Annotated in this window: 13 protein-coding genes, 1 tRNA gene, 2 rRNA genes and 1 pseudogene; 14 read left to right on the plus strand and 3 right to left on the minus strand. The window is 39.9% G+C overall.

The annotated features are described in order from the left end of the window. From K5677_RS00885 to K5677_RS00895, 3 genes are all read left to right on the plus strand, one after another. Nucleotides 1–130: ribosomal RNA gene (locus K5677_RS00885) — 23S ribosomal RNA — on the plus strand; the annotation flags it as partial. A 59-nt stretch (nt 131–189) separates the two neighbouring features. Then, nucleotides 190–306: ribosomal RNA gene (rrf, locus tag K5677_RS00890) — 5S ribosomal RNA — on the plus strand. Between the two features lie 48 nt (nt 307–354). Beyond that, nucleotides 355–431, plus strand: a tRNA-Ile gene (locus K5677_RS00895). A 75-nt stretch (nt 432–506) separates the two neighbouring features. Here K5677_RS00895 and K5677_RS00900 read toward each other — a convergent pair. Then, nucleotides 507–2,138, minus strand: coding sequence for a CotH kinase family protein (locus K5677_RS00900; protein ID WP_296723587.1), 1,632 nt, complete (start codon nt 2,136–2,138; stop codon nt 507–509). Between the two features lie 163 nt (nt 2,139–2,301). Continuing rightward, nucleotides 2,302–4,191, minus strand: a complete 1,890-nt coding sequence (locus K5677_RS00905) for a GGDEF domain-containing protein (RefSeq protein WP_296723588.1) — start codon at nt 4,189–4,191, stop codon at nt 2,302–2,304. Between the two features lie 1,078 nt (nt 4,192–5,269). On the opposite strand from K5677_RS00905, the pseudogene K5677_RS14410 reads away from it, so the two are divergent. The 5 genes and pseudogenes from K5677_RS14410 (at nt 5,270) to K5677_RS00930 (ending at nt 9,369) form a co-directional block, all read left to right on the plus strand. Next, a pseudogene (locus K5677_RS14410) lies at nt 5,270–6,559 on the plus strand (EAL domain-containing protein). A 167-nt stretch (nt 6,560–6,726) separates the two neighbouring features. After that, the gene (locus K5677_RS00915; RefSeq protein ID WP_296723590.1) at nt 6,727–7,779 is read left to right on the plus strand and encodes a lysylphosphatidylglycerol synthase transmembrane domain-containing protein; all 1,053 of its coding nucleotides are present in this window, start codon (nt 6,727–6,729) and stop codon (nt 7,777–7,779) included. Nucleotides 7,780–7,883: 104 nt separating this feature from the next. Beyond that, the gene (locus K5677_RS00920) at nt 7,884–8,393 is read left to right on the plus strand and encodes a MotA/TolQ/ExbB proton channel family protein (protein ID WP_296723591.1); all 510 of its coding nucleotides are present in this window, start codon (nt 7,884–7,886) and stop codon (nt 8,391–8,393) included. Then, nucleotides 8,390–8,947 (plus strand): hypothetical protein, encoded by a 558-nt coding sequence (locus tag K5677_RS00925; protein WP_296723594.1) that lies wholly within the window; start codon nt 8,390–8,392, stop codon nt 8,945–8,947. The genes K5677_RS00920 and K5677_RS00925 overlap by 4 nt, the downstream gene beginning before the upstream one ends. Nucleotides 8,948–8,958: 11 nt before the next feature. Beyond that, nucleotides 8,959–9,369 (plus strand): hypothetical protein, encoded by a 411-nt coding sequence (locus K5677_RS00930; RefSeq protein WP_296723597.1) that lies wholly within the window; start codon nt 8,959–8,961, stop codon nt 9,367–9,369. Nucleotides 9,370–9,403: 34 nt separating this feature from the next. Here the strand turns inward: K5677_RS00930 and K5677_RS00935 are convergent, their stop codons facing one another. Further along, on the minus strand, nt 9,404–10,666 hold the full coding sequence (locus K5677_RS00935) for a hypothetical protein (RefSeq protein ID WP_296723600.1): 1,263 nt from the start codon (nt 10,664–10,666) through the stop codon (nt 9,404–9,406). Nucleotides 10,667–10,887: 221 nt separating this feature from the next. On the opposite strand from K5677_RS00935, the gene thyX reads away from it, so the two are divergent. From thyX to K5677_RS00965, 6 genes are read left to right on the plus strand one after another with little or no spacing between them, the layout of a single operon-like run. Next, nucleotides 10,888–11,664, plus strand: coding sequence for an FAD-dependent thymidylate synthase (gene thyX / locus K5677_RS00940; protein WP_296723603.1), 777 nt, complete (start codon nt 10,888–10,890; stop codon nt 11,662–11,664). Next, a complete protein-coding gene (locus K5677_RS00945; RefSeq protein WP_296723605.1) occupies nt 11,665–12,555 on the plus strand; it encodes a phosphatidylglycerol lysyltransferase domain-containing protein in 891 nt (296 codons plus the stop codon). It begins immediately after the preceding gene. A 13-nt stretch (nt 12,556–12,568) separates the two neighbouring features. Then, nucleotides 12,569–13,111, plus strand: coding sequence for a DJ-1 family glyoxalase III (locus tag K5677_RS00950; protein WP_296723607.1), 543 nt, complete (start codon nt 12,569–12,571; stop codon nt 13,109–13,111). Between the two features lies 1 nt (nt 13,112). Then, nucleotides 13,113–13,673: a 5-formyltetrahydrofolate cyclo-ligase gene (locus tag K5677_RS00955; RefSeq protein ID WP_296723609.1), complete on the plus strand. Its 561-nt coding sequence runs from the start codon at nt 13,113–13,115 to the stop codon at nt 13,671–13,673. After that, nucleotides 13,666–15,153: an endolytic transglycosylase MltG gene (gene mltG, locus K5677_RS00960; RefSeq protein ID WP_296723612.1), complete on the plus strand. Its 1,488-nt coding sequence runs from the start codon at nt 13,666–13,668 to the stop codon at nt 15,151–15,153. Before K5677_RS00955 ends, mltG begins: the two co-directional genes overlap by 8 nt. Beyond that, a complete protein-coding gene (locus tag K5677_RS00965) occupies nt 15,146–16,363 on the plus strand; it encodes a U32 family peptidase (RefSeq protein ID WP_296723613.1) in 1,218 nt (405 codons plus the stop codon). The genes mltG and K5677_RS00965 overlap by 8 nt, the downstream gene beginning before the upstream one ends. Nucleotides 16,364–16,438 lie beyond the last annotated feature (75 nt).

Here is a 16,438-nt window from a genome sequence, read left to right on the forward strand (position 1 = left end):
CCGACCTTAAGATAAGATATCCCTTCGTAAGAGTAAGACCTCTCATAGACTATGAGTTTGATAGGCTCAAAGTGTAAGCGTGGTGACACGTTCAGCTTGCGAGTACTAATCGGTCGAGGGCTTTTCCTTTTTACTTCATTCTTTGTTCTCCCTCGCATTACGCTTTATTCGTTTCAATACTTCAAAATAGTCGGTGCTTATGGCAATGAGGTCACACCCGTTCCCATTCCGAACACGGAAGTTAAGCTCATTCGCGTTGACGATACTTGGCTGGTGACGGCCCGGAAAACTAAATCAGTGCCGACATTATATACATTATCGGAAGCTGAAAAAGCTTCCGATTTAATGTTATAAGGGCCATTAGCTCAGTTGGTTAGAGCATCCGGCTCATAACCGGACGGTCTGGGGTTCGAGTCCCTAATGGCCCACCAAAAAAGCACTTCTATTACGAAGTGCTTTTTTATATGTATAAGAAAGCCACCTGATAAACTCAGGTGGCTTTGGTATTAATTATGCCATTGGCTGTTAAGGAACTCTATCCTGCTTTCAAGCCAGGAAAGGAGAAAATCTGCTGCTTCCTTTTCAGTTTTGCATTTTCTTGCTGGTTTAGAAAGCTCGTTTACGAAATCCTCGTTATTTTTAATATTGTTCCATTTTTTGTAGTTTTTTTCAAAATCAATTTTTAAATCTGTACTATAGTTGGAAATTAGCTTACAGGTTCGATCAAAAACACCATTATCATATGCTTTTGTCCATGTTTTCTTAATCATATCCTGATACCATTCCTGATGAGCGAGTATAACAAGCCAGGGATTTATTGTGTCATATCCGTTAAATTGACTTCCTCCGTTGACATCGGGGACGACGTTAGAGGCGTAAAAGCCTGTTCCGTCAATACAGCGTTCCTTGTTGCCCATTGATGAATCGAAGTCCCAGGGAGCTTCAAATACAAGTTTTTTCTTGCCATCAGGACCGAAATCAGCATCCATATAAAAGCTTGACCAGTAAATATCTGCGTCGCAGGTAAGTTCGCTTATTATGTACATATCAACAAGGGATTGAACGTCAACGACATTTTCTATTGCTTGCTGTGGAGTAATATCCGTAGTTTCTGAAAGGTTTTTATATTCTGAGTCAAAAACGAAAGCCTTGTTATTATAAGCAGCTTCATACATTATTCTGTAGGTGTTATTTACAAAGTTATCGATAAAATCATGCTGTTCCTGAGAGTATATATCGCTTTTTATACTAACTCCTACTGGCTTTTTTTGTTCATTCGGTGAGTCGGGAAGTGCTTTTATACTTTGACCTTTATCGGTGCCGTTGAAAGTTATAAGCGGTGCATTTCCGGCTAAATCAAGGGGAAATCTGTGAAGCTCATCTTCATTTTCAAAGTAGCCGTCGTATTCCATAAAATAGCCTATATCAGTTCCTGTATAGTCTTTATCAGGCTCTGTGATATTGACTCTGTGTGATGATACCTGCTGATTATCGGAAAGAAGATATAGTCCAAAATATTCACCGTTTATCTCGACCTGTACAAAATCTAAGTCAGCTGCGAAAAGTCCGTCACTGCTAAGTATTTCCCGTGAGGCATAAAGTGCAGCTTTATTTCTGAGCATTGAGGCGTCCTTGTATTCAGCAAGCAGCAGCCAGTTTTTCTGCTCAGCACCGTTATTTAATCCGAGAAGGCTCTGCTTTTCGGTGAATTTTATTTTCAGCGGCTTTTTATCGTACAATGTTGTCCAGTTTCCTCTGACCTTGACCTTTGCCTCTGCGCTGTCAAGCATTATGTCTCCATATTTGCTTTTAAGAGTAATTGTACAATCCTCATAATATGGCTCGGGAGGGATCTTATATTTAGGAGTCCATGAGGCAATGTCTTCTGAAACGTGACCGGCAACAGGCTTTGTTATGAAATCAAGCACGTTTTCGTCCTTGCTTTTTGTTTCAATGGAAAGCACAGGTAGAACAGAAGCTATAGATTCTTCTGTCAGCGCCTGAGTTGATGTTGTGTCAGTTGTCTGCTCTTTTTGTTTTGATTCAGTATTTGAATTACTGCTGTTATTATTACCGGAGCAGCCAAATAGCATTAATGTCGCAACAGAAATAGAGATCATTTTTGAGAATATCTTCATTTTTGTTAGCTCCTTTAAAGATAAATAATACTTATATATTATCATATATTACATTATTAATCAAGTCTATTTTGCATTTCAGAATCAATTCGGTTACAGAGTAATACTGTGTTTCTTTAAAAATATGATATTTACAGAAAAAACCACACAAAAAAGGGTGGTTTTATTTTCTTATATTACGCTTGGCTTTTTTGGTTTCATACATTCTGGCATCGCTTATTTTAAGAAAGTCCTCAAGTCTTCCTGTTGCGTCAGTTTCTACGAGATAAGTTCCGCAGCTCAGTGATACTGAATAAGGTTTTTTGGAGTAACCATTGAAGCTTTCACATAGGTCATTGAGCCTTTCAGTGAATCGCTCAAGTTTTTCCTCTGTATAATCGGGAGCAAATATATAAAATTCATCGCCGCCTGCTCTTCCTGCGATCTCACCTGAGTCGCAGCAGCGAGTAATTATATCCGCAGCACCCTTTATAGCGCAGTCGCCCTCGTGATGTCCGTAATCGTCGTTTATGTGTTTAAGCCCGTCCATGTCAATAACCATAGTGCATACAGTACACTTTTTTTCAATTGCACGTATAGCCTCACGTGACATATCGTCGAAGCCACGGCGGTTCAGCATACCTGTAAGAACGTCTTTTATACTGAGATTCTCAAGAGAACATATAAGCTTATTGATTCGGTCATTCTTCATAAGTGTTTCAAGAGTCATCGCAATATTCAGCAGCCATACATTGTAGAATTCGCTGAATACATCTTTTTCTGCCATTTCTATTGCAGCATATCCGAACATACGCTCAGCGCAGTGAACACTCATTATGTAAATTGTATGGGGCTTATTGGATTTTGTTTTCGGAACCATTGATGAAAAGTCAAAGGTTAGGGGAGAACAGTCATATTCATTGTTTTTATCGATCCAGATAGCAGGCATGAATTTTCCTGAAGGATCGGTATAATCACTTTCACTTGAAAGCCTGCCGTTTTTATCTACATGAAGCATAAGGAAAAATGCATTAAATTTTCCGAAATTTGAGGAATCTGTTTTAAAAACTTCAGCAAGACCATTTAGATCATTAATTTTGTTGAGTTTAAGAACAGAGGATTCAGCTTCATACAGAGCATATGTCATAGAACGGTTTATCGCATGGATTTTATTAATATTTTCTGTTTCCTGTACATAATCCAAAGGATGACAACCACATGAATGTGTAAAAATAGAAGTAGGTACGATATGAAGATCAGGCATGACATTTTGTTCGTCACTTAGTCCTTTTAATAGCTGTATACATTTATATGCTATTTCATATCTTGCTCTTGTAGCTGTTGTGATATGCGGTACATATTCCCTTCCTTCGATCGAGCCGTCATATCCTGATACCGCTATATCTTCAGGGACATTTATTCCTCGCTCCTTCAGTGCTGATATAAGTGAAATAGCCATATAGTCATTTGCGCAGATTATAGCTTCCGGACGTTCGGGCAGCGAGAGAAAGTAATCCGCAGCCTCCTCACCCTTATGAAACCAGAAATCTCCCTCAAATACGCCTGCTCCATTCTTTGGAAATCCCCGTTTTTCCATTACTTCATTGAATACCCTGAGGCGAAGCTGTGCATCAGGGTGAGTAAGATAACCTGACATAAAGCCGATCTTTGTAAAATGGTGATAGTCGGTCATGTGCTCGATAAGCTGGCGCATACCTCCTGCGTCGTCAAAATCAATATTATAAAAGCCTTCAACATAGCTGCTCATGGAAACTACAGGACATTTAGCGCCGCGGAGCTTATGAATGATCTTTTCAGTAATTCCGTCGATATTGTATCCCTCACCGTCGTAAATAATCCCGTCAAACTGATCAAGGTCGATGAACTCTATGAGGTCAAATTCATAGTCACCGTATTGCGCATTTTTTCCGCCTATTTTCCCGAGTGAATTGATAAAAACAAGATTTACATTCAGTTCCTGAGCGGCTTCATTGAAAGCAGCCGGCAGGCTCTGTCTGTACAGACTTGAATATGAACAGCCAAATATAGCAATAGTTTTGAGTTTTTCAGTCATTATCAAGCTCACCTCGATCGGATAATACCCTAAATATCAATAAACAGCATTTCTGTTTTGTAAAAAGTATATATATATACTCTATTATATTATATATAATACCATATTTTTGTTTGTTAGTCAATGAATATTTTGTTACAAAATAACATTTTATGTGTAGAAAACATCTGTTGTTCAATTATTAAGGTAATGTAACTCGATAACAGACTTATTACATAGTATATTGTTTGCAATTTGATAGGATTTACAGAATGTTCATACATTATTATTAAATATAAACAAAATATCTGCTATAATATGCTATAATAAATATAGTATTCATTATAAATTACTTGAATACCATGTAGATTCGTTGATCAAAGGTGGATATTGCACTGAACTCAGTTCAGAAAGCGCAAATTCATTAAAATTATGGGATTTGCGCGTCATATTTTTTGTCAGACTCATGGTAAGTTGCTGAGACATTAAGTAAGCTCATTTAGGGGGTGAGTTTTTGACTCAAAGTCTACAGATGCAGCTGTGCGCAATGATACTTATGCTTCTTGTGTGCTATTTTTCCTTTAACAAGCATACTGTAATACTGAAAAGTATGCTGCTTTACAGGCATCTGCTCTTAGTTACAACAGGCTGTGTTGCTGCTGATATCATTTCAATTATTGGTATCGCTCACGCTGATCAGCCTTTGACTGATATATTATGCAAGGTGTATCTATTCTTCGTTATATGGACAAGCTTTCTGTCATTCAATTATGTATGCTATGATATTGTAAAGATCAGACGTATGTCCGGACTTCGCCGATCTTGTATGATTTTTACACTTGTCAGCAGTATTGCACTGTTTTTTCTGCCCATTGAAGTTTTCAATTCAAAAGATGAAATATACAGCTTTGGTCCTGCGGTAACTTATACTTTTGTTATTGCTCCTATATTTATTATTGCTTCTATGATACTTATCCTGATATGTAAGAAGCATATGAACCCATATCGCAGTAATGCAGTTTTTATATGGATGCTTATGGAGACCGCAGGAGCTGTTATCCAGATAAATAACCGAAGTGTTCTTCTCGTTAGCTTTACGATGGCATTAGGTGTTACGATACTATTCGCAAAGCTTGAAAATCCTGACAGCGGCATTGAACGTGTAACAGGCTGTTATCGTGCATCACTTCTGAGGGAATATATCCAACAGCTATATGACAATGATGATAAAGAAAGAGCTGTTATCATTATTGAAAATGATGAACTGGAAAGAGAGTTTTCAGCCGAAGCTATAATGCTTATTGAGATAGCAAATTTTCTTAAAGGATTAAACTGCGGAAATGTGTTTCACGGTATTGAAAATGATTTTGTTATCGTTTTAGATGATGTTAGTGAAGCTAAAAGAGTTTTTCCTGTGATCAAAGAGCGATTTGAAATGGTGTGGCATGATGGTAATATACTTCACCCACATTATCTGCTCATTCCTTCTATTACTGTATTTGAGAGTATAAGTGAGCTTTTTGCTACATATCGGTATTTTTCAAATATGACCGAGGAGAGCAGTGAGTCATTTTTCATCATAGATTCTGAAGCTCTTGAAAAAATGAAAGAGTTCCGATTCATGCAGAGCGAGATAAAGTCTGCACTTAAAGAAAACAGGTTTGTTGTTTTTTTGCAGCCAATATATTCCGTAACAGAAGGTCGATTTGTTTCGGCAGAGGCGCTCGTTCGTATGAAAAGCCGCGATGGCACTCTTATAATGCCCGGAAGCTTTATCCCTATTGCCGAAGAGACAGGACAGATCGAGCAGATAGGGGAAAGAGTGTTCGAGATAGTTTGTGATGTCATCAAAGAGCATGAGATTTAGGATCTGGGACTTAGTTATATTGAGATTAATCTTTCTGTCATTCAGTGTGAGAACCGAAATATTGCCGTTCGTTTTTCAGAGATAATCAGCAGATATGATATTGAACCTAACACTATTAATCTTGAGATAACCGAATCAGGCTCTATAAAGCAGAAGAACATACTTCTTGACAACATGGATTATCTCAGCAGATACGGCTGTACATTTTCCCTTTATGACTTTGGTACAGGTGAATCAAACCTTAATTATATAGTGAATATGCCTGTTGACATCGTAAAGTTTGACTGTTCAATGATACTTTCCTATTTTTCTACGGAAAGAGCTGGGATCATGCTTGAATATGTAACAGGAATGATAAAGCGCATGGGTATGAAGATAGTTGCAGAAGGTGTTGAGGAAAAATACCAGTTCGAGGCACTATCAAAGCTTGGTATTGACTATATACAGGGGTATTATTTCTCTAAGCCTATACCGATACCTGATTTTATCAGCTTTATCCGCCGTGCCAATATGAGAAAATAACAGCACGTACTGTTTCCACAAACAGTTTCAGAAAACTGCCTGCCGATATCATGTCGGCAGGCAGTTATGATCTTATGTTGATTATTCGTCAAATAATACGATTTGTATTGACAAAAAAAAGTGATTATGTTATAATTTAAGTTGGTAAAATTCTATATCGCGCGGGGGTGAAATTAATCAAAAAAATATTGAAATACGCGTTGAATATAGGGCTTATTCTTATTATTACACTGTTTACGCTAAATTTAATATTCAAGGAACAGGAGCTTTCTGAGATCATCCGCGATTTGAAATTAGCGGATCCGCGCTGGATAGCCTTTGGAGCGGCAGCGGCAATATTCTTTGTAGCAGGGGAATCGTCTATAATACACTATATGCTGAGAGTTCTTGATCAGAAGACCAGTTTTTTCAGGTGCCTTAAATATTCATTCATCGGATTCTTTTTCAGCTACATCACTCCTTCATCAACAGGCGGTCAGCCTATGCAGATGTACCATATGAAAAAGGATAAGATAAAAATAGGCTATTCCACTTTGATAATGCTGCTGATAACTATAGCTTATAAGTCGGTGCTTGTATTACTTGCATTGGGCTTTCTGGTATTCAATTTTGATACTGTCGCAATGTATGCAGGTGATATGAAATGGCTTATAGTTCTTGGGTTTGCTCTGAATCTTGCTTTTATAATCTTGCTTTTGCTGGTTTTCATAAAGCCTATCTGGGCGAGAGCTCTGGGTATAAAGGTCGTTGACCTGCTGACTAAGCTTCACATAATGAAGTACAGAAATAAAGAAAAATACACCGAAAAGCTCATCAGGATTTGTGATACCTACGCAATGGGTGCGGATTATATAAAGAAGAACCTTTCGGTGGTTTTCAATGTATTTCTCATGACTGCGGCACAGCGTATCTGCCTGTTTTCCACTACATGGATAATCTACAGAGCATATGGAATGAGCGGAACAAGGTATATTGATATTCTGACCATTCAGATAATGATAGCCGTTGCAGTTGAAATGCTCCCTCTGCCGGGAGCGGCAGGTATTACAGAAGGCTGTTTCCTGCTTGCATTCACTGAGATATTCACTTTAGAGCGTGTAAAGCCTGCTCTGCTTATAAGCCGCGGACTTAACTTCTATCTCATACTTCTTATAGGAGCCGCAGTGACATTTGCAGCGCATATAATCAACATGAAAAGAGACAAGAAACAAACAGAATAGAAATCTATCTCCGCGGAAACGCGGAGTTTTTTATTGTCAGATATTCGTAAAATATCTTGCATTTTGTATATCAATGCTGTATAATAGAAAATGAGGTGATATTAATGGTATTTTTGACAGACTTTATTTCAACGAATATAAATATAATAATTCTTTTGGCTGCAATTATCACTGTAGGTATTTTAATATATACATATATTATAAAAAAGGAAATTGATAACGAAATATCTAAATGGGAAAAAGAACAAGATATTACCGATATGGATAAGAATACTAATATAAAAGGGTACTATAGTAAGTTGAGCAAATATTATACTATTTTTACAACATTTATTACTCTTTTTCCACTATTTGGTATGTTAGGTACTGTTGCTGCACTTCTTTCTTTGGATATGTCGAATTATGATGCTATTGAAAATGCAAAGAATAATTTTTTTGTCGCATTGACATCTACATTTTGGGGTATAGCAGCTGCAATTTCGTTTAAAATTCTAAATGCAATTATGTTATATGATATTGAAGATATTTTACAAAGAATTCTAAAAGTTATTAAAGATTTAAGACAAGAAAGCATTGATGAATCAAAGAAACAGAATTCAGGGTGGCGAGTATGAAAATACGTGAGATTATCCTTGATTTTACATCTCTGCTCGATGTAATAATGATAATTCTGTTCTTTTTCGTCCTTTACAGTACAATGGACACCCAAAAGGCTGCAAATAAGGCTAAAGAAGCTGAACAGACGTATAATCAATTGATTGATGAACAGCAGGAGATAAATGAAAAAGCACTAATGGATTTAGAACGTATCGAATCTGCCGACGAAAATGCTGCGGCAAATCAAAAGGCGTTAAATTCATTCGATAAGGGAGATTTTTTCACTTTTCGCCTTGAGGTTACTGAGCAGAGTGACAACTGGACTTTGAGTATATCCTTTGGAAAAAAGCAGCTCGGAGAAGTTGTTTCCAAAGAAACTGATGATATTAAAAGCTCTATAAGAGAAATATTAGAAAAATCAGGATTTACGGCTGATGACACATATCTTTGTATCTTGTCCTATGACGGTCAGCAGTACGGTACGTCACGGGCTTTCGATATAATTGATAAAGCAATAGATGATATTCAGCGTGAATATCCTAAATTATATTTTTCAAATTTAAATAAGTGAGGTAATTAAAAATGAAAAAAGTATTAGCGTTTATTTTATTTGTGGCAGCAATAGCAGCTATAATATGGCTGCTTATCCATTTTGGCATTTTGGGAAAAGGCTCAGGAAGCGGAAAAGGAAAAGGGGATAACTCAACAAGCGTTTCAGAAATAGCTGAGTCAAACGGAAATACTACAGAAAATATAACCACGGAAGAGGCTGCAAAGGCGGAAAAACTGGAAATTTCCGTTTCCAAGAATGAATACGTTTATAATAACAATATGACATCATTTGATGAACTTATAAAAATAGTAGAGGATAAGGATAAGAACGTTCAAATTGAAATATCAATTGACGATACCGCTGCAAAGAACACAGTGGACGAGCTCACAGACAAGCTTGATGAGCTTGGTTATAAGAACTACAAAAAAGTCGAGAAGTAACAAAAAGGCTGCCTTTTCAGGCAGCCTTTATCATTTACTGTACGTCAAGCTTTAAATCGAATGGAGTGAATTTTCTGTATGCGGAACTGTTCTTTTCAGAAGTATATCCCTTTGCGATGCCCTTCATCATATCCTCGAATTCATCGTAGTAACGCTCGCTGAGCAGTGACTGTATAGTATTCTCAGACCAGAGATCATCAGAGTTCATACGCTCCTTAATATCAGCCTTGATGACAACATATACTGTATTATCGTCATACTGATACCTTTCAGCCTTGTATAAGCCAAGTTTATCGAATAAATAATCGTTGTAATTCTCAGAAGCCTTCTGTGAAGCAAGAGCCTCTTCGGAAGCTGTTGTTGTAGTTACATCTGTGATAGCATTAGGATCAACTGTAGTTGTTGTACGCTTTGTTATAGTTACCTCATTTGCGTATTGATCAGTTGTAGTGGTTGTTGTTGTGCCAACAGCTGTTGTAGTTGTAGTAGTTGTTGTTGTCTCGCCTGACTCCTTAGCAGCCTTTGCAGCAGCCTCAGCAGTACGCTTTTCAACATATTCTCTGTATTCCTTCTCGCATTCGTCGATCTTCTTTAGCTTGGCAGTATTTGAGCTTTCGGCATTGATGTCCTTAACATAATCATCGATCATGTTATTGAGGCGGCGCTTTTCGTCAGCACCGAATGCATCACCGTTTTCATCTATCATAGTTACAGCAAAGTACTTAACTCTTGTTGTCTTATCCTGATAGTACTGCTTGAGATCGTCCTCTGAGCAGCCCTTTTCGGAATCGATACCATAATAATGCTTGAAAATAGCTTCACGCTTGTAGTTATTTTCCATGATCTTAGTGAGAGACTCAGGACCTACTCCATTATTGGCAAACATTGCCTGTTCGCTGTTTGAAGAAACGAATTCCTTTATCTCAGTAAGCTCTTCCTTTGTAAGTGCTCCGCCGATCTTTTCAAATTCCTTTTCATTAGCAACGAAATCAATACATGATTCTGTAGCCTTATCCTGGATCCAGTCAGTAGCATCAAGTGTATCGAACTGGTGGTTCTTTACCTCGTCTACAGTAGGCATCTTGCCGAGTGTACCATAAAGCTCGTATGTTGCCTGATTGTATGCGTAAAGCTCATTATAGATAAATACGCCTGCGGGAACCTCATATCCGTCAACGGTAAGCGCTGTCTGTGTACCCTTTCCAAAAGTGATAGCCTCGGGTGCGCCGCATGAAGTTGAAGCCGCAGCAAGTGCAAATGCAGCAGCAGCCGCTGCAAACTTATTAAACTTATTCATCTGTATATTCCTCCGATATAATTGTAGATTCCAGATACTGTTTAATTATACAACATTTTTTTCTGTTTGTCCATAGCAAAATGAAAATTTTTTCCGTTTTATCACCAAATTCTCTTATTAAATAAATTACAAAAATTTAAATTCATGTTATTTCCTTGACTTAATTACAGATAAATGTTACAATAGATGTATATGCTTTATTATAAAGGAAGGTGTCTGTATTGAACGTCAAACTCTTATCACATACTCCTGACGCTGAAAAGCTTATTGCCACAGCTGCCAAGCTATGCTATTCAAGCAGCGACATTGAATCTCTCCGTGACGGTCTCACAGAGGATAAGATAAAGAGCTTTCTGGATATGCTTGTTTCTATAGGTCACGAAAGTGTTTTGGAGCACGTAAGCTTCACCTTTGGTATCGAGGGCATATCGAGAGCCTGTTCACATCAGCTTGTAAGACACCGTATTGCGTCATACTCTCAGAAAAGCCAGCGTTACGTCAACGAAAACGGTTTTGAATTCATTACTCCGCCTGCTATTGAGGAGATACCCGAGGCAAAATCAGAGTATGACAGAGTTATCGCTGAGATAACCGAGAGCTACGAAAAGCTTGTAAAGATTCTTACGGAAAAGCATACCGCAGAATTTGTATCACAGGGAGCAGATGAAAAAACGGCTCGTTCAAAGGCTTCAAAATTGGCTAATGAGGACGCACGTTTTATTCTGCCTAATGCCTGCGAAACAAAAATAGTCGTTACTATGAATGTCCGCTCACTTTTCAATTTCTTCCGTCATCGCTGCTGCAACCGTGCACAGTGGGAGATAAGAGCTGTTGCAAATGAAATGCTTCGTCAGTGTATCGAGGTCGCTCCGCATATCTTTTCTCACGCAGGACCTTCCTGTGTGGCAGAAGGAAAATGTCCTGAGGGAAAAATGACCTGCGGAAAAATAAATGAAGTGAAGGATTATTTTGCCGATATGAAGAAAAATATTAAATAAATGCTTGAATTCAGAGTTATTGACATTAAAGATAAAGAGCGTATTACTTCCGCATTGAATATATCCCAGTTTATGGGCTGTGAGTACAGCTTTTCAAATAATATGGCTTGGCGGAGGCTGGCGGATTCAAAAATAGCTTTTTACAAGGATTTTTACATCTGCTGTTCATTCGCGTCTGAGGACGGTATCCCCAGATTCTTTCTCCCATCGGGAGAGGGGAGCTACAGAGAAGTTATTTCTGTCATGAAGCAATATGCCGCTTCGCTGGGAAAACCGCTCAGAGTCTCAGGTGTGACTGATTCGTCACTGGAAATGCTCAGTGAATTATATCCTGATGGCTTCACCGTTGATACTGACGACGGGGACTGGGACTACATCTACAGCTCGGCTGACCTTATAGAGCTTCCCGGCAGAAAATACCACAGTAAACGCAATCACCTTGCGCGATTCAATGAGATTGGTGCTGAGTTCTCACTAATGACCGAAAAGGACTTCGATGACTGCATAACTTTCAGTGCTATTGAGTACAATAACAAGGCAAATATGTCAGATCATTCCTTTATCGCCGAGCAGTTCGCCATTAACACATACTTCAATTATTTTAATGAGCTCGGTCTGACAGGCGGAGTTATCCGCATAGGCGGCAATGTCGCTGCTTTCACTATAGGTGACAGGCTCAACGACGAGACATTCTGCGTTCATATCGAAAAGGCGGATACGAATTACAACGGAATATACGCCGGTATCAACAACAGCTTTTCAAAGGCTGCGGCTGTCGGCTATAAATATATCAACAGAGAGGAAGACTTAGGGCTTGAGGGGCTGCGTAAATCCAAGCAGTCATATAACCCTGCGTTTCTCCTAAAAAAATATACTGTTACATTTAAATGAAAGGAAACAGATCATGATCTACGTTTTTCTCGCAAACGGTTTTGAAGAAACCGAAGCAATCGCACCCATTGATCTTCTCAGACGTGCAGGCAAACAGGTAATTACTGTAGGTGTCGGTGATAACATCATCACAGGCTCTCATGGTATCCCTGTAGTTACAGATACTATTGCTCAGGAAATAAAGCTTTCTGATGAGCTTGAAATGATAGTACTTCCCGGTGGTATGCCAGGTACTCTCAATCTTGAAAAGTCAGATTACGTTCAGGCTGCTATCGACTATTGTGCTGCTAATAATAAATATATCGGAGCGATCTGTGCTGCTCCGTCAATTCTCGGACACAAGGGACTTCTCCGCGGTAAGACGGCTGTTTGCTATGAGGGCTTTGAAACTCAGCTTGACGGTGCTGTTATCGGCAGCAGCGGTGTTGCCGAGGACGGTATATTCATAACCGCAAGAGGAGCAGGTGTTGCCGTTGATTTCGGTCTGAAGCTTGTGGAAAAAGTTCATTCAAAGGAAGAAAGCCGACGACAGCGTAATGCTATCTTATGTGATTGATATGGAAAATAAAAAAGAACTGCGAAAAGAATTCTCACATCTCCGCGCCGAGATACGCGACAAGGTGTCAAAGGACATTGACATCACCGACAGACTTCTGGAGGAAGAAAAGATACTGGAGGCTGACAATATACTCCTTTATGCTTCCTTTGGTTCAGAAGTCGATACATACCTGCTCATTGACAAGCTCATAGAAATGGGCAAGAAAGTGGCTCTGCCCATATGCGGCGGTGAGCGCTCAATGACCTTCCATATTATCGGCTCTGTTGCCGACCTTCATGAGGGTATGTACCGTATCTCAGAGCCCGACAGTGCTCTCCCACAGCCTGTTATAACCGATAAGACTGTTTGCATAATCCCCGGTCTTGCGTTTACCGAAGAGGGCGGACGTCTCGGCTACGGCGGCGGATACTATGATACATTTATCCATGAAAATCCGCATATGACGACAATAGCACTCTCTTATGAGGAGCTTATTGTCGAACAGCTGCCGCTTATGCAGCACGACCTGAGAGTCGATATAATAGTTACAGAAGAAAGGACGGTGCTCTGCAATGGCTGATAACAAAAATAATGATGTTATCAATGATATACTTAATCAGCTTGACAATGCTAAAAAGCAGCAGGAAGCAGAGATAAAACCAATACCAGAAAAGACAGAAGAAAAAGCTGAACAGCTCGAAAGAGCAACAAAGTCTGTAAGTGAGGAAGCTCCTGCTCCTCAGCCCGCTCATAAGCCTGTACAGAGACAGCTCGAAAAACATCCTCGTATACGTACCGAGAGAGAGCATGAGGGCGCTTCAGCTCCTCCGCCTGTCAGAGCTCCAAGACCGCGCGTAAATGAGTCGGAGCACACACGAAACAGCGCTGCTGTAAAGCGCAATGCAGCTCATCACAAGAAAAAGAAGAAAAGGAGAAGAAGCAGACTTCCGGGTGTTCTGATATTGACTGTATTTATCTTCGCCGTTTCTATCTGTCTATCTCTTGTTATAATAGCATTCGGCAAAGATATGTTCGGCATCGGCAAGGACGATACCACAAAAATGATCCTCGTAAAGGAAAATACCAATACAGAGGAGATGGCACAGCAGCTTTATGAAGAAGGTATCATAAACTCGCCTAAATGCTTCCAGCTCTTCTCAAAATTCAGAAAGACCCCTGATGTATATCTCCCCGGAGAGCACTTCGTAAGCCCTAACATGGCATATGAGACTATCATTGATACTCTTACTAACGAGGCAGATGAAGAACGCAAGGAAGCTGTAAACGTGACATTCCGTGAAGCTATCACACTGTTTGAAGCAGCCGATCTTCTTGAGCAGCAGGGCGTATGCAAAGCAAGCGACTTCCTGTTCTACTTCAATGCAGGCGGCTACGGCTACAGATTCGAGGACAAGCTCAACAAGAATACAAACACTCTAAGATTTGCTGATACACGTATGGAGGGCTATCTGTTCCCGGATACCTATACCTTCACAAAGGAAATGGATCCTGAGCAGGTTTGCCAGAAGATATACTATAACTTTGATCAAAAGCTCACCGATGAACGTATCAAGAGAATGGAAGAGCTCCACCTTTCACTGGATCAGCTTATAACATTTGCTTCTATTGTTCAGGCCGAGGCTCCTAACCGTGAGGATATGAACCACGTAGCAAGTGTATTCTGGAATCGTCTTGAACACGTGGACGCCGAAACAGTCGGTATGCTCCAGTCTGACCCTACCAAGAATTACGCAGACTATACGATCAAGCCTCATATGACAGTCCTCAACAACGATATAGTCAAGGCTTATAATACCTATCAGTCAAAGGGACTTCCTCCCGGAGCTATCTGTAACCCAGGTATTGATGCCATAGATGCAGTACTACAGAAAATGCAGTCTGACGATTTCTACTTCATCGCTAATATCTATACTCAGAAGACATACTATGCTAAAACTAATGATGAGCATTTGCAGAATACTGCTATGGTAAGAGCTGACGAAGCTCAGTACGAGGCTGAGCAGGCTGCAAGAGAAGCGGAGGCTGCTGCTAATGAATAAGCTTGAGGTTCTTGCCCCGGCAGGTGATGAGGAGCGCTTCACTGCGGCTGTTGATTATGGCGCAGATGCTGTTTATCTCGGCAGAAAGCAGTTCGGTATGCGTTCCTCGCCTATGAATTTTGAGTTTGAACAGCTTTGCAAAGCTGTTCAGACAGCTCATGACAGAGGAGTGAAGGTGTACCTCACCTGCAATACTCTGCCGCGAAACAACGAGATACCGAATTTCGAGCAGTTTGTGAAGGAAGCTGTTGAAGCCAAAGTTGATGCACTTATTGTTGCTGATATCGGACTTCTAATGCTCATAAAAAAATATGCTCCCGATATGGAAATACATATCTCGACTCAGACAGGTATCGTAAACTACGTTACTGCTCGCGAGCTTTACAATATGGGCGCTAAGCGAGTAGTCCTCGCAAGGGAGCTTTCGCTTGACGAGATCGCAGAGATAAGAGCAAAAACAAGTGCTGATCTTGATATTGAGACCTTTGTTCACGGAGCTATGTGTGTGTCGTTTTCGGGAAGATGTCTTCTTTCACAGTATCTTGTGAACCGTGACGCTAACCGCGGAGAATGTGCCCAGCCCTGCCGCTGGGGTTATCATCTTGTTGAGGAAAAGCGGCCAAATGAGTTCTTTCCTGTATTTGAGGACGAAAAGGGGACATATATACTCAATTCAAAGGATATGTGCATGATCGAGCATATAGATAAGCTTGCTGAGGCAGGAGTCACAAGCTTGAAGATAGAAGGCAGGGCAAAGTCAGCATACTATGTAACAGTTGTTACAAATGCCTACAGAATGGCAGTCGACCACTACTACAAGAACCCCGATAATTTCGTGCTTCCTGACTGGATAAGAGACGAGGTATACAAAGTCAGTCACAGAAAATACTGCAACGGCTTCTTTTTCGGTACTCCCGAGGAGTCGCAGTACTACGAAAACAGCGGATATATCCGCAATTATGACGTTGTAGCTGTTGTTGAGAACTGTGAAAACGGCGTTGTATACTGCACTCAGCGAAATAAGTTCTTTGCAGGTGATACTGTTGAGCTTCTTGCTCCGTCACAGAAGCCTGTTGCAATGACGCTTGATAACCTGTTTGACGAGAATGGTGATGAGATCGAAACTGCTAATCACGCTATGATGAAGTTTTCGTTCAAATCAGACCTTACCTTCCCGAAGGGGACTGTCATCAGAAAAGAAACCACATAAGAAGTATTTTATCCTAAACCTCCAATGCAGTGTATAATAGAAGATACACTGCATTGGAGGTTTTTATAATAGACA

Source organism: Ruminococcus sp., assembly GCF_024684275.1.